23 protein-coding genes are annotated in these 22,362 nt (G+C 29.6%); 3 read left to right on the forward strand and 20 right to left on the reverse strand.

All coding sequences use genetic code 11. The features are described from left to right. Positions 1-71 precede the first annotated feature (71 nt). Positions 72-1,292: a nucleotidyltransferase gene (locus CC89_RS07185; protein WP_035290691.1), complete on the forward strand. Its 1,221-nt coding sequence runs from the start codon at positions 72-74 to the stop codon at positions 1,290-1,292. A 308-nt stretch (positions 1,293-1,600) separates the two neighbouring features. Beyond that, on the forward strand, positions 1,601-2,773 hold the full coding sequence (gene spoVV, locus CC89_RS07190) for a dipicolinic acid transporter SpoVV (RefSeq protein WP_035290693.1): 1,173 nt from the start codon (positions 1,601-1,603) through the stop codon (positions 2,771-2,773). On the opposite strand, the gene CC89_RS07195 is transcribed toward spoVV, so the two are convergent. The 6 genes from CC89_RS07195 to CC89_RS07220 form a co-directional block, all read right to left on the reverse strand. Next, positions 2,766-3,290 (reverse strand): hypothetical protein, encoded by a 525-nt coding sequence (locus tag CC89_RS07195; protein WP_035290694.1) that lies wholly within the window; start codon positions 3,288-3,290, stop codon positions 2,766-2,768. The genes spoVV and CC89_RS07195 overlap by 8 nt on opposite strands. A gap of 12 nt (positions 3,291-3,302) precedes the next feature. Next, on the reverse strand, positions 3,303-3,809 hold the full coding sequence (coaD, locus tag CC89_RS07200) for a pantetheine-phosphate adenylyltransferase (protein ID WP_035290697.1): 507 nt from the start codon (positions 3,807-3,809) through the stop codon (positions 3,303-3,305). Then, positions 3,802-4,368 carry a 16S rRNA (guanine(966)-N(2))-methyltransferase RsmD gene (gene rsmD, locus CC89_RS07205; RefSeq protein WP_035290699.1) on the reverse strand — a complete coding sequence of 189 codons (567 nt, stop codon included), beginning with the start codon at positions 4,366-4,368 and terminating at the stop codon, positions 3,802-3,804. Before rsmD ends, coaD begins: the two co-directional genes overlap by 8 nt. Positions 4,369-4,620: 252 nt before the next feature. Continuing rightward, entirely contained in the window at positions 4,621-6,651 is a 2,031-nt protein-coding gene (gene recG, locus CC89_RS07210) for an ATP-dependent DNA helicase RecG (RefSeq protein WP_035290701.1), read from the reverse strand. A gap of 49 nt (positions 6,652-6,700) precedes the next feature. Beyond that, entirely contained in the window at positions 6,701-8,335 is a 1,635-nt protein-coding gene (locus tag CC89_RS07215; RefSeq protein ID WP_035290703.1) for a DAK2 domain-containing protein, read from the reverse strand. A gap of 16 nt (positions 8,336-8,351) precedes the next feature. Then, entirely contained in the window at positions 8,352-8,702 is a 351-nt protein-coding gene (locus tag CC89_RS07220) for an Asp23/Gls24 family envelope stress response protein (protein WP_035290707.1), read from the reverse strand. Positions 8,703-8,898: 196 nt separating this feature from the next. On the opposite strand from CC89_RS07220, the gene rpmB reads away from it, so the two are divergent. Next, positions 8,899-9,090 carry a 50S ribosomal protein L28 gene (rpmB, locus tag CC89_RS07225; protein WP_035290709.1) on the forward strand — a complete coding sequence of 64 codons (192 nt, stop codon included), beginning with the start codon at positions 8,899-8,901 and terminating at the stop codon, positions 9,088-9,090. Between the two features lie 137 nt (positions 9,091-9,227). Here rpmB and CC89_RS20445 read toward each other — a convergent pair whose 3' ends face one another. The 14 genes from CC89_RS20445 to rpoZ all read right to left on the reverse strand — a co-directional run bounded on the left by CC89_RS20445 (position 9,228) and on the right by rpoZ (position 22,358). Beyond that, positions 9,228-9,386 (reverse strand): hypothetical protein, encoded by a 159-nt coding sequence (locus CC89_RS20445; protein ID WP_185750654.1) that lies wholly within the window; start codon positions 9,384-9,386, stop codon positions 9,228-9,230. 92 nt (positions 9,387-9,478) lie between these two features. After that, on the reverse strand, positions 9,479-10,114 hold the full coding sequence (locus tag CC89_RS07230; RefSeq protein WP_035290710.1) for a thiamine diphosphokinase: 636 nt from the start codon (positions 10,112-10,114) through the stop codon (positions 9,479-9,481). A gap of 1 nt (position 10,115) precedes the next feature. Beyond that, complete coding sequence (gene rpe, locus CC89_RS07235) at positions 10,116-10,766, reverse strand: ribulose-phosphate 3-epimerase (protein ID WP_035290712.1); 651 nt, start codon at positions 10,764-10,766, stop codon at positions 10,116-10,118. 1 nt (position 10,767) lies between these two features. Beyond that, entirely contained in the window at positions 10,768-11,637 is an 870-nt protein-coding gene (rsgA, locus tag CC89_RS07240) for a ribosome small subunit-dependent GTPase A (RefSeq protein WP_035290714.1), read from the reverse strand. A 24-nt stretch (positions 11,638-11,661) separates the two neighbouring features. After that, positions 11,662-13,434, reverse strand: a complete 1,773-nt coding sequence (gene pknB / locus CC89_RS07245) for a Stk1 family PASTA domain-containing Ser/Thr kinase (RefSeq protein WP_051931582.1) — start codon at positions 13,432-13,434, stop codon at positions 11,662-11,664. Next, complete coding sequence (locus CC89_RS07250; RefSeq protein WP_035290716.1) at positions 13,434-14,159, reverse strand: Stp1/IreP family PP2C-type Ser/Thr phosphatase; 726 nt, start codon at positions 14,157-14,159, stop codon at positions 13,434-13,436. The genes pknB and CC89_RS07250 overlap by 1 nt, the downstream gene beginning before the upstream one ends. 13 nt (positions 14,160-14,172) lie before the next feature. Then, on the reverse strand, positions 14,173-15,198 hold the full coding sequence (gene rlmN, locus CC89_RS07255) for a dual-specificity RNA methyltransferase RlmN (RefSeq protein ID WP_035290718.1): 1,026 nt from the start codon (positions 15,196-15,198) through the stop codon (positions 14,173-14,175). A gap of 13 nt (positions 15,199-15,211) precedes the next feature. Next, positions 15,212-16,534 (reverse strand): 16S rRNA (cytosine(967)-C(5))-methyltransferase RsmB, encoded by a 1,323-nt coding sequence (rsmB, locus tag CC89_RS07260; RefSeq protein ID WP_035290719.1) that lies wholly within the window; start codon positions 16,532-16,534, stop codon positions 15,212-15,214. Positions 16,535-16,547: 13 nt separating this feature from the next. Beyond that, positions 16,548-17,228 carry a zinc metallopeptidase gene (locus CC89_RS07265; RefSeq protein ID WP_035290720.1) on the reverse strand — a complete coding sequence of 227 codons (681 nt, stop codon included), beginning with the start codon at positions 17,226-17,228 and terminating at the stop codon, positions 16,548-16,550. Positions 17,229-17,297: 69 nt separating this feature from the next. After that, positions 17,298-18,221, reverse strand: a complete 924-nt coding sequence (gene fmt / locus CC89_RS07270) for a methionyl-tRNA formyltransferase (RefSeq protein WP_035290722.1) — start codon at positions 18,219-18,221, stop codon at positions 17,298-17,300. After that, positions 18,218-18,676, reverse strand: a complete 459-nt coding sequence (gene def, locus CC89_RS07275) for a peptide deformylase (RefSeq protein WP_035290724.1) — start codon at positions 18,674-18,676, stop codon at positions 18,218-18,220. Before def ends, fmt begins: the two co-directional genes overlap by 4 nt. Positions 18,677-18,697: 21 nt before the next feature. Beyond that, the gene (priA, locus tag CC89_RS07280) at positions 18,698-20,902 is read right to left on the reverse strand and encodes a primosomal protein N' (protein ID WP_035290726.1); all 2,205 of its coding nucleotides are present in this window, start codon (positions 20,900-20,902) and stop codon (positions 18,698-18,700) included. 37 nt (positions 20,903-20,939) lie between these two features. Further along, a complete protein-coding gene (coaBC, locus tag CC89_RS07285) occupies positions 20,940-22,130 on the reverse strand; it encodes a bifunctional phosphopantothenoylcysteine decarboxylase/phosphopantothenate--cysteine ligase CoaBC (protein WP_035290728.1) in 1,191 nt (396 codons plus the stop codon). Next, entirely contained in the window at positions 22,131-22,358 is a 228-nt protein-coding gene (rpoZ, locus tag CC89_RS07290) for a DNA-directed RNA polymerase subunit omega (RefSeq protein ID WP_035290732.1), read from the reverse strand. Between the last annotated feature and the right edge of the window lie 4 nt (positions 22,359-22,362).

The following is a 22,362-nucleotide window of genomic DNA, read 5'->3' on the forward strand; positions in this document are numbered from 1 at the left end:
ACTTTATGTTAATATCTATAATAAGCTTGTAAGTATTTCAAATAGTATATTTTATTAAGAAGGTGTATAAAATGGATATATGTGGTTTAATAGTAGAATATAATCCTTTTCATAACGGGCATTTATATCATATAAAAAAGTGCAAAGAAATGACCAACTCTAAAAACGTAATAGCTGTAATGAGTGGTAATTTTACTCAAAGAGGCACCCCTTCAATAGTGGATAAATGGCTAAAGACAAAAATGGCACTGCAACAAGGAGTGGATTTAGTACTAGAACTTCCTGCAGTATACAGTTTATCCTCTGCAGAATTCTTTGCTTTTGGAGCTGTAAGTCTTTTAAATAGCTTAGGAATTGTAGATGGTATATGTTTTGGTAGTGAAGTAGGTAATATAGATATATTAAAACAAATTTCTACTATTCTAATAAATGAACCAACTGAATATAAAAATGAATTAAAAAAATATCTAGATACAGGATTAAATTATCCCTCTTCCAGAAATAAAGCTTTAAAGTATCATTTAATTCATAATAGTTTTGTAAAAGAAAGTATTTTAGATGAAATTCTTTCACAATCTAACAATATATTAGGAATAGAATACTGTAAAAGCTTATTAAAATTAAATAGCTCAATTGAGCCTATAACTATAAAAAGAGAAGGTAATTTATATAATGATTTAAACTTAAATAATAAATTTTCTAGTGCTTCAGCTATAAGAAATCACTTTAAGTCCAATAAATCCTTAGATGAACTAAAAAACTTCATGCCAAAGGATGCTTTTAATTTAATTTTAAAGTTAGCAAAAGAAAATTACTCATTTCCTATGGATGAGCACATGTTTCAGTATGTAAAATACAAAATCCTTACTAATGAAAATTCTTTAGATAATATACCTGATGCATTAGAAGGTTTAAATAATAAGATTATAAAGGAACTCCACTTTTCTAATACTCTAAATGAGCTTATACTAAAATCAAAAAGTAAAAGGTATACTTATACTAGAATAAGCAGAATACTAACTCAACTTTTCATAGGTTTTGAACTTTTTCCTACTGAGAATATGAGAAAATCACCTTGTGCCTATGCAAGAGTATTAGGTTTTAGCTCAGAAGGACAAAAAATATTGAAGCTACTAAAAAACACCTGCTCCATACCCGTTTATACAAAGCTTCCTAGGGATAAGAGCCCTAGTTTGCAATTAGATATTCAGTGTACTAGAGCTTACAGTCTTATAAATAAAAATATAAATCCTAATAGTGATTATCTTATAAGGCCTATTATATATAAATAACAATATCGTTATGTGATTAACCCACAAAAGGTACAATGTGGTGGAATTATGAAACTTCTCCTCCATGACTTGTATAAGAGCTCAGAACAATAAATTTAATTTAAGAAATTCTAGTCTTTTAGCCATATAAAATTATAACCACCCAAATAATAATTTACAATTAGGTTGTATTGACTAAGGATTAGGTATTCGAGATTATGGACTATAAATTAGTCACTAGGATTTTTAAATCTCTTTGTATTTTGTAATATTAACTATAGATAAAATATATATTTATATTATAGTTATTCAAATAAGAGGTTCTGTGCATGAAGATATTATTTTATATTTTAATATTGTCTATATTTGTTCTTTTAATGCTATTATCAAAAAACTCTAGACTCAATATTTTTATTACAATACTTTGTTCTCTTTTAATAATAAAAATCATATTGAATCCTAAAATGTGCATTGGAGCAGCTTTAGGTGGCGCAAAATTATTCGTAAATTCTGTATTTCCATCATTATTTCCTTTTTTAGTTATTATAAATGTAATGATGGAATTTGGCGGTATAGAAATTTACTCTAAAATATTCGGTAAAATTCTATGTAAACCTCTTAATTTACCAAGCAATTGTAGTTTTCCTCTATTAGTTAGCTTTATTTGCGGTTATCCTTTAGGTGCAAAATACTCCTGTGAACTTTATGCAAATAACTCTATAAGCTTAAATACCTGTGAAAGATTACTAAACATAGCTTCTAATGCCGGTCCACTATTTATAATAGGTGGAGTAGGTGCTTCTATGCTTAATAATCACTATTTAGGCTACCTTCTTCTTATATCCAATTATATTTCTTGTTTAATTATGGCTCTATTATTAAAAAGAAAAAGCTCTAACGTATCTGCTATTAATAACAATTTTAGTAGAAAGGCATTCCCAGTAGATAATATTGGTTCAGTCCTAAAAAGAAGTATTGAAAATTCAGTGTTTACTTCATTGTCTATAGGTGGCTTTATAGTATTATTTTCCGTGTTAACAGTTTTATTAAAAAATGACGCGATTTTTAGCAGAACTATGCTGTGTATATCAAATATACTACATATTCCGCTTAACTTAACAAATGGATTTATAGTAGGCATTATGGAAATGACCAATGGATGTGCATCTTTAGCTTCCATAAAGATAGATATGATATATAAGTTAGCGCTTTTAAGTTTCATTATATCTTTCGGTGGTATTTCAATTACATCTCAAGTATATTCCTTTACGTATAAGTACAATATCTCAATGAAAAAATACACGAAAAGAAAGTTTATACAGGGTTTTATAAGCAGTATAATAACAATTTTTATGTACAAACTTTTTTATAACCCTGTAATTTTCACTAGTATGTTTTCCTATAATGCTTCATTTAATAATATATATATTATTAAAGTAACTATTATTTTGATTATTTTAACCATACTCCCCTGCATTTTAAAAAGGGCAAAAATTATTTAGTATCTCTTAATTCTTTAATATTTTCTCGTATAGTTTTATTTTTTTCATTAATCTCTTTAGATAGTGATGTTAAAAACTCTTCCATTTCCTTTTGAAGGATTTCTAGCATTTGCTTACTTTGATTGTCTATTTCACTTTGTAGATCACTTAAAAGGAAATCTGCATAATCAATAGCACCTAATCGTAATTCTTTTGCCTGCTTTTGAGCTGAAATCACTATGTTTTCAGCTTTTTTCTCTGCTTGTTTAGTAACGCTGTGATTTTCTATTTCTCTCTTTAATAAACTCATTTTTTCTTTCTTTAATATTTCCGCTTCCTGCAGAGCTTCACCTAATATTCTATCCTTTTCTTCACAAAGCCATTTTGCTTTTTTAAATTCATCTGGAAGAAAATTTATTACTCTATCTACTAATTCCATAACTTCACTTTTATTTATTATAACTTTATTAGGTACTATAAACTTTGGAGAGTTTTCAATTACATCTTGAAGGTATTCTAATAATTCAATAACTTCCATACCAAACATCCCCTATTTATTAATATTAAAACCCCTATTATACTGTTTAACTTTTTTCATTATATCTCCAATAATTATCTCTGGTACTAATTCCTTTATACACCCTCCAAACATAGCTACTTGCTTAACAGAAGATGAACTTAAATACGAGTACTCCGCATTAGTCATCATGAATACTGTTTCTATTTTAGGGTCTAACTTATTATTCATAAGTGCCATTTGAAATTCATATTCAAAATCGGACACAGCTCTTAAACCTTTAATTATTACTTTAGATTTATTTTGTTCCATAAAATCTATTAAGAGTCCACTAAAACTCTTTACTTTCACATTAGTTAAATCTTTAGTGCATCTTTCTATCAATTCAACTCTTTCTTCTACTGAAAAGAGCCCACTTTTATCAGGATTTATCAAAACTGCCACTATTACTTCATCAAACACCCTAGCAGACCTTTTAATGATATCTAAATGGCCATTAGTAATAGGGTCAAAGCTTCCTGGATACACTCCCCTATTCATTTTCTTTCTCCTTATAAGCATAAAAACAAACTGTTGTATTTCCATACTTTCTATAGTCTTTTAATACTATTCTATCATCTCCGGGATAAATTTTCTCTATTGTATCTATCTTACACACTATAAGCCCCTCTTTAACTAATATATCATATTGATTTATTATATCTATAGCTGGAGGAATCATTTCTTTTCTATAGGGTGGATCTATAAACATCAAATCAAATTTCTTTCCCTTTTTCCCTAACATTTTTAATGCTTCATAGGAATCCACATTTAGACAAGTGCACCTATCTTCAAATCTAAGATTTTCAACATTTTGTTTTAATAAAGAAAAAGACACTGGGTGTTTATCTACTAAATAACATTCCTTAGCTCCTCTACTTGCAGCTTCTAATCCTAGGCTTCCTGTGCCTGCAAATACATCTATAGCAATAGAACCATAGACTCTAGTTTGTATTATGTTAAATATAGATTCTTTAATTCTATCTAATGTAGGTCTTGTATTCATACCTTCTGGGGATAAAATTTTTCTACCTTTTGCTTCTCCCGCTATTATTCTCATAAGGTACCTCCTATTTATTTACGTCAAATATTATAATTGTTCCTTAATATTTTAGCATATATATCTATTATATACAAAGATTTTTTCATAAGCTTAAGCTATTGGGTACATGAAAAGAAATAACAAGTCAAAGATGCTTGGTATATTTTGTGTCAGACAAGGAATCGGGTTCCGTAGCTAGTAGGACTATGGGCAGGTTCTGCTGACGCAAAATATACTAACATATTGACTTGTTATTTATTTGAATGTGTCTTAATTAAAACAGATGTATTTTGAAGTTTCCTCTAAACTTTTAATTATTTTTGTTTTCAACTCTATATCATCACTTTTTTCACTTTCAGAAAATCTTTTCCCTTCCAAAACTGCCTTCTTAAATATATCTATATCTTCAAATATGTCGCTTATTAAAAAACCATTTTCTCCATGTTGTCTTAAACCAAATATTTCTCCACTTCCTCTTATTTTTAAATCTTCTTCTGCAATATAGAATCCATCATTGCTACTTTTCATAATATCCATGCGTTTTTTGGTTTTTTCTCCCCTACCCTCCGCAATTAATACACAGTAAGATTGATGCTCGCCCCTTCCTACTCTACCTCTAAGTTGATGTAATTGCGCAAGTCCATAGCGTTCAGCATTTTCTATTATCATTAAAGTAGCATTGGGAACATTAACTCCTACTTCTACTACAGTAGTACATATAAGAATGCTTATACATCCTTTTTTAAATTCTCCCATTATTTTTTCTTTTTCTTTATTGTTCATTTTGCCATGTAATATACCTAATGAGACTCCAGCAAAATATTTTTCTTTTAGCTCCTCATACATGCCTTCTACAGAAGATAAATTCATAGTTTCATTTTTCTCCACCAGTGGGCACACTATATAAACTTGTCTTCCCTGTTTCACTTGCTCTAGGGCAAATTTATATACTCTTTCTTTATAATTCTTATTTACAGCATAAGTTTCTATCTTTTGTCTTCCCGGTGGCAGCTGGTCTATGGTAGATATATTCAAATCTCCATATAAGGCCAAACTTAACGTTCTAGGAATAGGTGTAGCACTCATTACCATAACATCTATATTTTTACCTTTACTATTTAATTTATTCCTTTGAAGCACTCCAAATCTATGCTGTTCATCTACTATAACCAACCCTATATTTTTAAACTGTACATCCTCTTGTATCAATGAATGAGTACCTACTATTATTTGAGTTTCTCCCTTAACTAGTTTTTCTTTTATTTCTTCTTTTTTCTTTTTAGATACACTACTTGTTAAAATATCAACATTTACTGAAAATTGTTCTAAAATTTTAGATACCTCATTATAGTGCTGTTGTGCTAATATTTCTGTAGGTGCCATAAAGGCTACTTGATATCCATTTTTTATAACATTAAAAAGCGCAATAATAGCGACTATTGTTTTTCCACTTCCTACGTCTCCTTGTATTAGCCTATTCATGGGCAAACTACTTTGTTGGTCTTTTAATATTTCCCTTACTACTGCACTTTGAGCATTAGTTAGCTGAAAAGGTAAACTCTCATTTAATTCTTTAAGATTATGTGATATTTGAAATGATATACCATCTGTATTTTTGTTTAAATATTCCTTTAATGCATTTACCTTTAAACAATAAGTAAACATCTCTTGGAATTTAAGCCTTTCTATAGCTTTTTCTAAAAAAGATTCATTTAAAGGATTATGTATGTTCCTTATGGCCTCATCTAAAGAACATAAATTATACTTTTCTATTAAATAATCAGGTAAATTTTCCTTTATTCTTATTTCCTTTATCACTTGCGAAATAGTTTTTCTAAAAATATTATCACTTATTTTTCCCTTCAAATGATATTTAGGTTTTATACTTTTATCTTTTGCATTGCTTCCAATTACCATTTTAGGGTTTATAGTATATATAATGTTTTTAAATTTATCTAATTTTCCCTCTAGAACATACCTTTGACCTATTTTGAATTTATTTTTCATATAGGGCTGATTAAACCACTTTGCAACTATTTTAATATTATTATGATAAAAGATTACAGTAGTTATAGTTTTGTTATTTTTTCTATAATCTCTCTCTATACCTGAAACTACTAACGGAATTATATTTATTTCACCCAAAAGTAAATTATTGAGGTCTACTATATTAGCTTTTTCATAGTCCCTAGGAAAATATAATAATAAATCTAATATGCTATTAATACCACATTGAGCAAACATAGCTTTTGTCTTTTCTCCTACACCCTTAATTTTTCCTACATCATCATATATGCTCATGCTTTTCACTCCATACTTTAATAATGTAAAAAAAAGCCCGAAGGCTTTTTTATTCAGCAGAAATTATAAAATAATACAATGGTTGTTTTCCACTATAACTTTGAATATCTACGTCTGGATATCTTTCTTCTATACGTCCTACTAACTTCTCTACTGTTTCATTATCGGCATCTCTGCCATAAAGTAGTGTAAGAAGCTCTTTATCTTCGTCCATTATTCTTGATACAACTTCCTCACATACCTTATATACATCATTACCTACTTCCTCTATTTTATCTTCAACTAATCCCAATATATCTCCCTGTTTAATTACTTTACCTTCATTTTCTGTATCTCTTACTGCATAGGTTACTTTTCCTGTCTTAACATTTTTTATAGCTTCATTCATACTTTGTACATTTTCTTCCACTTCTTGTTCACTATTGAAAACTGTTATAGCTGAAATTCCTTGAGGTATAGTCTTAGTTGGTATAACATATACTTTCTTCTCAGAAAGTTCCGCTGCTTGGTTAGCCGACATAATTATATTTTTATTATTTGGCAATATGAAAATATTTTCTGCATTTATCTTATTAATGCTTTCTAATATATCTTGAGTACTTGGGTTCATAGTCTGACCACCTTCTATTATATAGTCAGCTCCCAAATCCCTAAATATATTTGTTATACCTTCACCCATAGCAACAGGTACAAAAGCATATTTTTTCAATTCTAAACTAGTTAAAGTTGTTTCACTAGGTATTTCATCATCTTTAACTAAAATGTGTCTATGTTGCTCTCGCATATTTTCTATTTTAATTTTTGATAATTCTCCCAATTTCAATGCTTTAGATAGTACAAGCCCTGGATCATTAGTATGAATATGTACTTTTACAACGTCATCTAATCCAACTACTACCATGGAATCTCCATGATTTTCTAAGTCATTTTTAAATTTTTCCACATCTATATTATTTGATATAACAAAAAATTCAGTACAATATCCAAACTTAATATTTTCTGTACTTATAGTATTTATAGCAGCTTTTGCAACTTTTGCTTCAGAAGTACCCTTAGTTATGAAGTAATCTTCCTTAGATTCTAAAGCTTCTTTCATAGCTTTTAATATTATTAAAAGTCCCATTCCACCTGCATCTACAACTTTTGCTTCTTTTAAAGCTGGAAGCATTTCTGGAGTTTTATTCAACACTTCCTCACTATACTTACATACCTCTTCCAATAATTCTACTATATCCTTCTTTGAAGATTTAGAAGCACTTTCACCTGCAGCCCTTATTATAGTTAGTATAGTTCCTTCTGTAGGTCTCATAACAGCTTTGTAAGCAAACTTTGAACCTTCCACCAAGCTATTTCCAAAATCTTTGGCATCAATTTGTTCTTTTCCTTCCATCCCCTTAGAAATACCTCTAACTATTTGAGAAAATATAACGCCTGAGTTTCCTCTTGCGCCCATTAAAGCTCCTTTAGCTAACTTCTTAGCTATACTATCCAAGGAGATATCCTTTAATTCTTCAATTTCAGAAACCGCTGTTTTTAAAGTCATAGACATATTAGTTCCTGTATCTCCATCTGGCACTGGGAAAACATTAAGTGAATTTACAAATTCTTTTTGTTCTTCTAATTTATTAGATGCATTGATAATCATATTATAAAAATTACGTCCATCTATATATAAGTGTTCCAACTTAAAGTACCTCCTCTTAGACTCTTACACCTTGCACATTTACTGTAATGCTAGTAACCTTTAGTCCTGTAAATTTCTCAATATTATATTTTATTTTTTGTATAATATTATTAGCTATAACTGATATTTTAGTTCCATACTCCACAATTATATATAATTCTATTGCCAGTTCACTTTCTTTTGCATTGATTTTTACACCTTTGCTTAAATTTTCTCTTTTCAATAGTTCCCAAAATCCATCAGTGGAATTTTTAGAAGCCATACCTACTACACCATAACACTCCATAGTGGAAAGTCCAATTATGTTAGATAAGACTTCATCAGAATAATAAATTGCTCCATTTTTATTGGTAATGCTTCCTTTCATGTAAATTCCTCCTTATTAATACCATATAATCTATTTTATATTAAATACTAAATTTATTCAAGTTTATTCTAGAACATAAATCAATTTATATTTTGCCCCTTGAAATATAGATATAAACTATGGTAAAATGATTTATGTTAATTGAGTTAGCAGAGAAGGATATAATCTTTTTTTATTATACAGGGAGGTGTATTCAATGGCAAGAAAGTGTGAAATCTGTGGTAAAGGCGTTATTGCAGGAGTTCAGTATAGCCACTCACATCGTCAAACAAAAAGAAGTTGGGCGCCAAATGTTAAAAGAGTGAGAGCAATAGTATCTGGCACACCAAAAACTATAAATGTTTGTACTAGATGCCTACGTTCAGGCAAAGTTCAACGTGCTATTTAATATAACATATTTATGTTAAATAAAATAAAAATGCAGTTGTAGCACAATTGCATTTTTTATTTTTTTATAAAAATTCTTAAAATACGAGATAAAAATTTAGGCAACTTTATAACTATCATTTTCATAATATCCCCCCCTTAATCACAATGCTTGGTTAAAAACCATCCACAATAAATAAGACCTCCCCCTACTAGAATCAACCATCCCCATATAGGGACAATAACTGCTAAAACTATACCTGCTCCAGTACATCCTAATATAAGTCCTATCTTTTTCCTCATTTTTTTTATAAACACAATTACTATCCCCCCAAAATATTCTACTATTATTATATGTTTTTATATACACTTTGTTGATTAAGTAATAAAAAAAAGACTAAGTATTAAACCTAGTCTTTTGGTAAAATCGCCAATAGTTTTCCTTTAGAAAAACTTATATTAACTTCTTCATCTAAAAATTCATTGGATATGGTTCTAGAATCACCTAATTTTAAATTATAATTATTAAGTGGATACTTACCACCTTGTATTGTTAAATTTTCAACTTCATCACAATATGCTTGTAGTGAAAAAATGGATTCTTTTTCTCCTTCTATTCTAAAAGGTTTATCAAAAATAAATATTTTATTATGTTCATCTTTTATTACTGCTTTAACACCTTTTTCTAAACATTTATTTAAAAGTCCTAAATTTCCAAGCATATGATCCATTCTGCTTCCCGTAAAACCCAAAAGAATTAACTTGTCTCCACCTAAATTAATTCCTTCTTCTATTGCCATTTCACTATCTGTGAAATCCTTCTCTTTGGGAAAAGTAATTATTTTGCATTGAGCATTTCTAAAAGCGGTTAATACTTCCCACTTTATAGAATCAAAATCCCCTAAAATCATATTAGGATATATATTATTTTCATATAGACAATTAGCTCCACTATCTGCACAAATTATATAATCACATTTTTCCACTTCTTTTTTTAATAGTTCTGTAGAAGGAGGTTTTCCTCCAGAAACAATTAATATATTCATTTTAAATTCCTTCTTTTAAAGCTTTTATATTATCTTCTATTTGACCATTTTTGAATACAGCTGATCCCGCCACTATAAGATTTGCCCCTGCAGAAACTGCTTTCTTAATAGTATCTTTATTTATTCCTCCATCCACTTCAATTATCAATTCCTTATTTAGTTTACTGCTTATTTCTTTTACTTCTCTTATTTTATCTGAAGAATATTCTATGTATTTTTGTCCACCGAATCCTGGATTTACGGACATTATTAAAACCATGTCCACTACATTTATTAAATTTTTAATTAAACTTACAGGAGTTCCTGGATTAAGTGATATGCCAGCTTTTATTCCAAAGCTCTTTATGTAATTTATAGTTCTATCTACGTGCTTATCTGCTTCATAATGTATGGTAATTATGTCTGCTCCACTTTTTACAAAATCCTCAATGTATCTAGATGGATTGTCTATCATTAAATGTACATCAAATATCATTTTGGTTTCTTTTCTTATACTTTTAATCACTGGTAGCCCCAAAGATATATTAGGCACAAAATTTCCATCCATTACGTCTATATGTACTACTTCTATACCATTGTTCTCAAGACTTTTTAATTCCTCTCCTAATTTTGAAAAATCTGCTGATAATATAGATGGTGCTATTTTAATCATTTTAACTCCTCCTCTGATGTATTATGTCTTCTATTACTTTAATATAAAATTTATATCTTTCTTTAGAAATTTCGCCCTTTTCCACTGCTTCCTTTACCGCACATGCTGGTTCTTTATAATGCAAACAATTTGAAAACTTACATTGATAATTATATTTTTCAAACTCAGGAAAACAATACTTTAACTCTTCCTTTTTTATAAAACTTATGTCTAGAGAAGAAAAACCCGGAGTGTCCACCACAAACCCACCTGCTATATCTATAAGTTCACTATGTCTTGTGGTATGTTTACCTCTTTTAGATTTATCGCTTATATCTCCAGTTTTCATAACTTCCCTTCCTGCTATTTTATTCAAAATAGTGGATTTTCCAACTCCTGAAGGACCGCAAAATACTGTTACTTCATTTTTAAGTTTCACTTTTAAAACTTCTATTCCTTCCCCTGTCTTAGCTTTTAAAAGAAAAACTTGGTAACCTGCCTCTTTTAGCATTTCTATTATAGCAGAGTTTTTTTCTTCCTCTAAATCCACTAAATCTAGTTTATTAAGGCATACAGATATTTTTAATCTCTTTGACTGACAAAGTATTAAAAAACTATTTAGCAAATTCAAATTCAGCTCTGGATTTTTTAGTGTAACTACTACAAAAGCTTGAGTTACATTAGATACAAAAGGGCGAATAAGTTCATTACTTCTTTTATTTATATTCTCTATAACACCTTCGCCCTTATTTACACTTATATTCACTATATCTCCAACCATAGGAGTAAGTTCATTAAATCTAAACTTACCCCTAGCTTTACACTTTATTAGTTCATTGCCACATTTAACATAGTACAGTCCACCTACACCTTTAATTATTATACCTTCCATATGTCCTCCTGTAAAATTAATGCATTAAGGCAACTCATTCGTATATCTGAAATAACTTACGCTAATTTCCCCGCCTTCTTCTATTTTGGTATTTGGTGATATTGATTGATTAAATACCTTTCCATCTTTGGTTTTATCATTTGTGTTAATTTCTACTTTATTTCCTAATTTTAATTTAAGACTTTTTAGTATTTGTTCAACTTCCTTTATGTCTCGACCTGCTAAATCAGGAACCAGTACCACTCCTTCTTCACCCTTACTTACTATTAAATCCACTTTTTCTCCTGAAGTAACTTCACTTCCTGAAGAAGGAGATTGTTCCATAACCATACCCTTTTTAAATTCACTACTGGTTTGTTCTTTTATATCTCCCACATTTAAATCATTTTCTATTATTTTTCTTTTTGCTTCTTCAATATTTAAATTTTTTAAATCTGGAACTTTAACCTTTTTATTTCCCGCACTTACAATAGCCTTAACTTTTGTTTTAGCCTTAACCTTAGTTCCTTCATTTGGAGAGCAAGATATTACTTCACCTTCTGGTTTATCACTAGCTTCCGAAGACTCTACCAAAAAAACCAATCCTTTTTCTTCAACTAGTTTTTTTGCTTCTTCTTTATTTAAACCTATTATATTAGGAACCTCCACTTTCTTGCCACCTAATTTACCACCAAAAAGTAGGTTGGATACTATTCCAACAATAGCTAATATAACTACAATTGAAGAAGCTATTATTGCTATTTTTTTCCTCTTACCATTATTCTTTTGAGAATTTCTATTTTTTCTTCTTTTTAAAGCATTATCATCTTCATCGGTATCTTCTTCATACTCATCTTCGTCATCTTCTTCATACTCATCCTTTTCTTCTTCTTTACCATCAGTATAAATATTACTCTTACTGAAATCATCTATATTTATAGGGTCCATTACTCTAGTAAAATCATCATAGTTATTATTTAATTTTATTTGCGTATCTCTATTATTTTTAATAGAATACAAATCTTCAATAAGTTCCGCTGCATTTTGATATCTTTTTATAGGTTCTTTTTCAATACATTTTAGAATTAAGTTATTTAGACTTTTGGGGATATCAGAATTAAATTGTACCGGAGGAATAACCGATTCCTGTATATGTTTCAAAGCTATACTCACAGGAGTATCTGCATCATAAGGAACTTTTCCTGTAACCATTTCATACATCAATATACCTAAAGAATATAGATCACTTCTGCAATCAACAATAGTTCCTCTTGCTTGTTCAGGTGAAAAATAGTGAGCTGAACCTACTACCTTAGCAGTATTAGTTATAGTACTAAAATTAGAAACTCTAGCTATTCCAAAATCTGTTACCTTAACATTTCCTTCTTCTGTTATCATAATATTATGTGGCTTTATATCTCTATGAATTATATCGTTTTTATGTGCACACTCTAAGGCTTTAGCTATTCCAATTGCAATATCTATGGCCTTTATATACTCTATTTTGCCCTTCTCATTTATGAGTTCTTTTAGAGTTTTACCCTTTATATACTCCATAACTATATAATTTATGTCTCCTTCGTTTCCTACATCATATATATTCACTATACGACTATCAGACAAGCTTCCTGCAGCTCTTGCTTCTGTTTGAAACTTTTTAACAAAATCTTTATTGTTTGCAAACTCATTTTTTAATATTTTTACGGCTACATATCTATTTAGTATGTGACATTTAGCTTTATATACCTCAGCCATGCCGCCTTCCCCTATTTTTTCCAATAATTCATATCGATTACCTAGCATCTTTTTCCCTATCATCACTTACACTCTCCTTCAAATACAATAACAGAAATATTATCATTGGCTCCCCTAATTTTACATATTTCTACTAAAGCCTCACATATTTGTTGATTATCATTGTATTTTTCTACCATATCTAATATTTCTTCATCTTTCATTTCCTTAGTCAAGCCATCTGTACATAATATAATCTTTCTTACTTCTGTTAAATTCACAGTATATATATCTACTTTCACCAAAAACTTAGTACCTACAGCTCGTGTTATGACATTCCTATTAGGATGAGTAAATGCCTCATCTTCACTTATAGCTCCATTGTCCACCAATTGTTGAACAAGTGAATGGTCTTTTGTTACCTTGTACAAATAGCCATTGTTCTTTACTATATAACAACTGCTATCCCCTACGTGCCCTACAAACATCTGACCTTGAGAAATTAAACATGCTGTAACAGTGGTACCCATTCCAGTATACTTATCATTTTCACAAGCTATGTGAAATATAGCTTCATTTGCGTATTTAATCGCCTCTGATATTACAGAAGAAGGTGATTCTTCTGTATTGCTTTTTCTGGTATATTCTATTATTTTTTCTACTGCAGTTTTACTTGCTACCTCTCCAGCATTATGTCCTCCCATTCCGTCTGCAACTACATACAATTTCCTATGGTTATCCTCATAACTTCCTATGTAATCCTGATTATTTCGTCTCTTATTTCCTACATCGGATAACATTCCCACCATATTATCACCCCAATTAATTATTTAAATAATGCCTTCTTAATTGACCACATGCAGCATCTATATCAGAGCCCATCTCTCTTCTAATAGTAGTTTCTATGCCATTTTTACATAAAATATTCTTAAAATTTATTATATTATCAGATGAAGATTTTTTTAAGGTATTTTCTTTTATCTCATTTACAGGTATTAAATTAACATGGCATAATATTCCACTTAATATATCACTAAGTTCCTTACCCTGCTCCATACTATCATTAAAACCTTTTACTAAAGCATACTCAAAACTTATCCTTCTATTGGTCTTCCTAATATAGTATTTACACACATCTAATATTTCATTTATAGAGTATTTATTGGCTATAGGCATAACTTGTCTTCTAAGATTATCATTAGGTGCATGAAGTGAAATAGCTAACGTTATCTGAAGATTCTCATGAGCTAATTCCCTTATTTTTGGAACTATGCCACAAGTAGAAAGAGTAATATGTCTTTGCCCTATATTCAACCCTTCACTTTTGTTAATTTCTTTTATGAATTTAATTACATTTTCGTAATTATCTAAAGGTTCTCCGCTGCCCATAAGCACCACATTAGAAATTCTCTCACCTATTTCTTCTTGCGCCTTTAAAATCTGAGCTAGAATTTCACCTGAAGAAAGATTTCTAACCATGCCTTCAATAGTAGATGCACAAAACTTACATCCCATTCTACATCCTACTTGAGTGGAAACACATATGGAATTTCCATGTTTATATTTCATTACAACGCTTTCAATTAAGTTTCCGTCTTCATAAGCAAATAGAAATTTAACTGTATCTTCATCTTTTGAAACTAGTTTTGTAACAACTTTGGGTATACCTATATAAAAATACTTTTCTAGATGTTCTAATGTATTTGTAGATATATTTTTCATATCTTTAAAATTAAAAACGCCCTTATAAATCCATTGAAATACTTGTTTTGCTCTAAATGATTTTTCTCCGTTTTGCTCCATCCATAACTTTAATGCTTCCATATCTAGCTCTAAAATATTTTTCATTTTTATACACCTACTAACTTTTTTTTAATTTAGCTATAAAGAAACCATCCATATATTTATTTGGAAGTATAGATACATAACCTTCCTTGTGGTAAATTAAATTATCTAAATCTCCAAAGTATATATTTTCTAGTTTAAATTCTGGATTTTCTTTTAAAAACCATTTAATATTTCTTTCATTTTCTTCTTTATTTAAAGTACAAGTAGAGTATAAAAGTATTCCGCCTTTTTTTAAATATCTACTTCCATTTTTCAATATATTTCTTTGTATCTTTACTAGTTCCTTCAATTCGTTTTTATTTTTATTCCACTTTATTTCAGGCTTTTTCCTTATTATTCCAAGCCCTGAACAAGGCACATCCATAAGAACCCTATGAGCTACTCCTACTAATTCTTCGTGAAATTCTGACGCATCTGAAACTCCCACCTCAATATTATTAATGCCTAGTCTTTGACTGTTATCTTTAATTAATTTTAACTTATTTTCATGCACATCAAAAGCCAATATTTTTCCAGTATTATTCATAATTTCAGCTATATGCGTAGTTTTTCCACCTGGTGCACTGCATAGATCTATAACTGTCATATTTTCTTCTAAATCCATCACTGTACCTACCAACATAGCACTTTCATCTTGAACAGTTATGCATCCTTCCTTAAAAAGAGGATTATTCTCTATACTTTTTCCTTTTATTATACGCAATGCTTCTGGACAAATTTCTCCTTCTTCTACGGTATATCCTAGCTTCAATAATTCATCATACACTTGTTCATAAGAACTTTTTATATTATTCACTCTTACAGTTACACCTGGCACTTGGTTTAATCCTTTTAGAATTTTTTCACACTCTTCCTTTCCAAAATCATTCATAAAGAATTTTACAAGCCACTTTGGAAAAGAATATTTAAAAGCTAGGAGTTCCTCTACACTTCCTTTTATGTATTCCACATCTTTATTTCTCAAATAACTTCTTAAAACACCATTTACAAATTTAGATGTTTTACCTGAAGAATGCTTTTTAGAAAGTTCTACTGCCTCATTTACTACTGCAAAATCAGGTACCTTACTTAGATACCTGATTTGATATATAGAACTTCTTAGAACATTCAACACATATGGATCTACACTCTTCAACCCTCTTTTTATATAATGATCCAATATAACATCTATAGTATATTTATATTTAACTGTTCCATAAACCACTTCTGTTATAAAAGACTTATCTTTAGCTTCTATCTGTAATTTATTTAAAGTTTTATTTAAAACTATATTTGAATAAGCTTTTTCATTAAAAATTTGTCCTAATATATTTACTATTATTTCTCTACTATTCATATTTAACCTCTTTTTAATCATTTCTTCTACTTAATATAAATAACCTTAGCAATTGTGAAACTGCCATTAAAGCAGCAGCTACATAAGTCATTGCGGCAGCACTTAGTACTTTTTTTGCTCCATTTAGTTCTTCTTCATATAATATTCCTCTATTACCTAAAACCTTTAGTGCTCTACTAGAAGCATTAAATTCTACCGGTAAAGTAACTATTTGAAATAAAACAACTCCACTAAAAAGAATTACACCAAAGTTAACCAAAGGTTGTAATCCTAAAAATATACCTAATACAAACAATATCCATGATGCATTAGAACCTATGGTAGCTATTGGCACTATCGAATTTCTAAGGGTAAGTGGATAATAATTTTCTTTATGCTGTATTGCATGACCAGTTTCATGAGCAGCTACTCCTATGGCAGCCACTGAAGTTCCCCCATAAACCTCTTGAGACAATCTCATAACTTTATTTTTAGGATCATAGTGATCTGTTAATTTGCCATTAACCATTTCCACTGGTATATGGAATAATCCCTCTGAATCCAAAAGCATCCTAGCTACTTCAGCCCCTGTATATCCATTTTTACTGGATATTCGTGAATACTTTGCAAAAGTAGTGTTTATCTTAGTTTGAGCCCAAAATGTTACTATTATAGCTGGTAAAAGTATTATCATAGTACTGTCATACCAAAACATATAATCACCTCTCATAAATTCAAATATTAATTCCTTACTTTAAAAATATTCTTTACTTTATTCTATTTTTTACTTAAGAAACATTCCTTCTTTTATTTCATTTCCTCTAATATATTCATTTACAACCATGGGCTTTTTACCTGGAAATTGAACTTTCTCTATAAGTAAAGTATTTTCTCCACAAGCAACTTCTATACCTTCTTTAGAAACTTTCAATATACGTCCTGGTTCTTCTGAAATTTTCTTATTTATAACCTGAGCTTTATATATTTTCATAACTTTATCCTCATAATTAGTAAAAGCAATAGGCCTTGGATTTAATCCTCTTATTAAATTGTTAATATCTTCAGCTTTTCTACTCCAATTTATTTTTGCCATATCTTTACTCATCATTGAGGCATAGCAACTAAGAGAATCATCTTGTTTTTCTCTTTTTATATCTGAAAAATTATTTATAGTATCTATTAAAAGGCCGGCACCTTTCTGGCTTAAAATATCGTGTAATTCCCCAGCTGTCATATCCTTTCCTATTTCTACTTCTTGTTTAAGAAGCATATCTCCTGTATCTAAACCTTCTCCCATGATCATAGAAGTGTTTCCGCTTTTCTTTTCACCATTTATTATAGCAAAATTAATTGGAGCCGCCCCTCTATATTTAGGCAGCAATGATGCATGCAAATTTATACAGGCATATTTAGGAATTTCTAAAACTTCCTTAGATAAAATTTGACCAAAGGCAACTACTATTATAAAATCTGGTTCTATATCCCTTAATTTTTCAATAATATCTTTTTCCTTTTTTAAGTTATGAGGCTGATAAACTGGAATACCATTTTCCAAGGCCACCTGTTTAACCGCTGACATAGTTAATTTATTTCCTCTTCCTTTTGGTCTATCTGGTTGAGTGAATACTGCTTTCACATCATAATTCTCTATTAAAGCCTTAAGTGAAGGTACAGAAAAATCTGGTGTTCCCATAAATACTATATTCATTGTTCTATTACACCCTCTTCAATTGTTTTATCTACAAATAATATTCCATCTAAGTGATCTATTTCATGACAAAATGCTCTAGCCAAAAGTCCTTCACCTTCTATTATTATTTCTTCTCCTCTTTCATTTAAAGCTTTTACTTTAACTTTTTCAGGTCTCTCTACAGTTCCCTGTCTTCCAGGGATGCTTAAGCATCCCTCTATATCAATATAACTACCTTTTGTTTCTATTATTTCAGGATTTATTATAACTATAGGTCCTTCACCAATATCTATTACAGCCATTCTTTTTAAAATACCTATTTGAGGTGCAGCTAGCCCCACTCCATCTGCTTTATACATAGTTTCCTTCATATCTTCAATTAATGTTAAAAGTCTTTTATCTATATTATCAACCTTTCTACATCTCTTTCTTAATATTTCGTCGCCTTCTATTCTTATATTTCTTAAAGCCATTTTTAAAACCCCTCTCTATTTTTAAAGCATATTATTTGGATTTATATCTATATTAATTCTTATATTATTATAATCTTCTTTAATTAATTCATAAACCATATTCTTAACTTTTTTCCCTAAATCCACATTTACTTCACCTTTAAGTATTATCTGCCACCTATAATTATTCTTTATTTTTGTAAGTGCACAAGGACAGGGACCTAATAAATTAATTTTATCATAATTCTCTAACATTTTGTTTAAATATATGCCAACATTTTGTATATTTTTTATTAAAATATCTTCCTTCTCACTGCTCATATTTATACATAATATATCTGTAAAAGGAGGATATTTCATATCTCTCCTTAAGGATATTTCTTTTTCATAAAATCCAATGTAGTCATGAGATGCTGCATATTGTATACTATAATTTTCAGGACTATAGGTTTGTATAACTACTTTCCCAGGTTTTACTCCCCTACCCGCTCTACCTGAAACTTGAGTTACTATTTGAAAAGTTTTTTCGTTAGCTCTAAAATCAGGCATATTTAAGGACAAGTCAGCAGCTATTATTCCAACTAAAGTTACATTCTCAAAATCCAATCCTTTTGCTATCATTTGCGTTCCTATTAAAATATCTGCATTTTTATTTTTAAAGTTTTCATAAATATATTCATAGGAATTTTTCTTTCTAGTAGTATCGAAATCCATCCTCAATGTTCTAGCTTTTGGAAAGAATTTTTTAATATCTCTTTCCACTCTTTCTGTACCTATACCAAAATATTTAACATATTTACTCCCACATTGAGGACATGTACTAGGTGCTTTAACATTACTTCCACAGTAATGACAATTCAAATGAGAACTTTCCTGATGATAAGTAAGAGATATATCACAGTTTGGACATTTAAAAACATAGCCACAGGCTCTACAGGATATAAAAGTTGAAAATCCTCTTCTATTTAAAAATAGTATAATCTGTTCCTTTTTATGAATTCTATCTTTTATACTATAAAAAAGTTCTCTACTAAATATAGTCCTATTATTATTTAATAATTCCTCTCTCATGTCTACAATTTTTATTTCTGGGAAATCAGCCCCATCTACCCTTTTGTTTATAGTAATAAGATTAATTTCTCCACTTACAGCTTTATAATAAGTATTTATACTAGGAGTAGCAGAGCCTAATACAACTTTACAATTATTTATTTCACTAATTAACTCAGCTATTTCTACCGCATTATATTTTGGAGAACTTTCTGACTTATAGCTTGATTCATGTTCTTCATCAATTACAATAAGTCCTAAGTTGGAAAAGGGTAAAAATAGAGCTGATCTAGCTCCTACTGCTACTTTAACCTCCTTATTTTTTACTCTTATCCATTCATCCATTCTTTCCCCTGGGGATAGTTTACTATGGAATACTGCTATGTCTTTCCCAAATCTCCCTTTAAACCTTTCCACCATTTGCGGCGTTAAGGATATTTCTGGGACCAATATTATAGAATCTTTATTTTCTTTTATCATATTGCTAACTAAGTGCATATATATTTCAGTCTTTCCACTACCAGTGACTCCATGGATTAGCGACATTTTTTTCGATGAATTTAATATTGTCTCTACAGCATCTATTTGAAATTTATTTAATTGTTTTTCTTTATAAATTTCATATTCCCTTTGATTATATCTGTTGACTATAATTTCTTTTTGCAATAAAAAGCCATGTTTTATCATAGTATTTATGGATGATAAAGATAATGAAAATTTATTGCTTAGTAGAGTTTTATTAAATCTTCCATTATTATTTTTAACCACATCATATATATGGCTATATGGTTTTTTATTAAATTTTTCATTCAAAGGATTTCCTAAGAATATTACATTATTAGTTTTATTCCCTATGCCCTTAATTATTCCACTTGGAATAATTGTTTTTATACATTCTAAATAAGTACAAATATATTTATTTTTCATTTTCTCTATAAGCTCTAAATCTTTTAAACTTAACAAAGGATAACTATCACATACGTTCTTAATATACTTTATTCCTTTTATATCCTTGTCTAAAGCTTCATATAATTGAATTATATAAGCATCTAATACTCTGTTGCCTCTTCCAAAAGGAACTTTTACACGTAATCCCTTTTGCATTTTACTAATAATTTTTTCTGGAATAGCATATGTAAACACTCTATCTACTTGTTCTGATTCATTATCTACAATAACACCAGCATACTTATACACCTTATCACCCTTTTGTGAATATAATGAAAAAAGCGCATTAGCGCTTTTTATTTATCAAATTAAATAATTCCTTTGCCACGGATCGTTTTGACATTTTTTCTAATCTCAATACATCTCCGTTTTTGCATAAAATCGTAACCCTATTATCTTCAGCACTAAATCCTGTATCATTACAACTTATGTCATTGGCCACTATATAATCTAAGTTCTTGTTTTCTAATTTACCTTGCGCATTACATATTAAATCTTGACTTTCAGCAGCAAAGCCTATTAATGTTTGCTCCTTTTTTATTTCACCTAATTTTTTTAATATGTCTGTATCTTTTATTAAGTTTAAGGAAAGCTTATCTCCTTTTTTCTTTATCTTTTGACTTTGATAAACTTCTGGCTTATAATCAGCTACTGCGGCAGACTTAACCACTATATGATTTTCATCAAAGTTGTCCAAAACTGCCTTTAGCATTTCTTCGTTAGTTTTCACAGAAATAAAGTTTACCCCATGAGGAACTTTCAAAGCAGTAGGCCCTGAAATAAGAGTAACTTCTGCACCACGATCTCTAGCCTCCTTAGCTATAGCATAACCCATTTTGCCACTGGATCTATTGGTAATAAATCTCACTGGATCTATTGGTGCTATAGTAGGTCCCGCTGTAACTAATACTTTTTTATCTAACATATCTTTTGGAGAATTTAACATAGAATTTAATATTTCTGCTATTAATTCTGTATCTGCTAATTTTCCTTCTCCCATATCGCCACATGCAAGTCTTCCACTTTCAGGTTGAATAAATTTATAGCCAAAATCCTTTAACTTTTTAATATTATCCTGTACAATTGGATTTTTATACATATTGGTGTTCATAGCAGGAGCAAAAACCACTGGTGCTGTTGTTGCCATTATGGTAGTTGAAAGCATATCATCTGCTATACCATTTGCAACTTTTCCTATAATATTAGCAGTAGTTGGTACTATAGCAACTAAATCTGCTTTTTTTGCTAGGGATATATGTTGTATCTCCCACTGTTTAGGTTCTTTAAACATATCATTTATTACCATATTTCCACTTAAAGCTTGAAAGCTTAAGGGATTAACAAATTCACAGGCGGATTTAGTCATTATTACATGCACTTGAATATCTTTCTTCCTAAGTCTGCTAATCACATCTAGTGCTTTATATACGGCTATTCCTCCTGTTACCCCTAGTACTATAGTTTTTTTACTGCTCATTTACTTTATTCCTTCTTTCCCTTCTTCTATTGTTATCATATCGCCATCTATTTCGTTAATAGCAATAGTTACAGGTTTGTTAGAATCTGTATCTAGCAATGGTTTATCACCATCTATTATTTGCCTTGCTCTTCTTGAAGTTGCTATAATTAATGAATATCTATTATCAACCTTTTTTAATAAATCTATAATAGGTGGGTTTATCATCGATATTCCTTTCTTACTCATGTGA

Origin of the sequence: Clostridium sp. KNHs214 (assembly GCF_000744935.1) — a bacterium.
Lineage (GTDB): Bacteria > Bacillota > Clostridia > Clostridiales > Clostridiaceae > Haloimpatiens.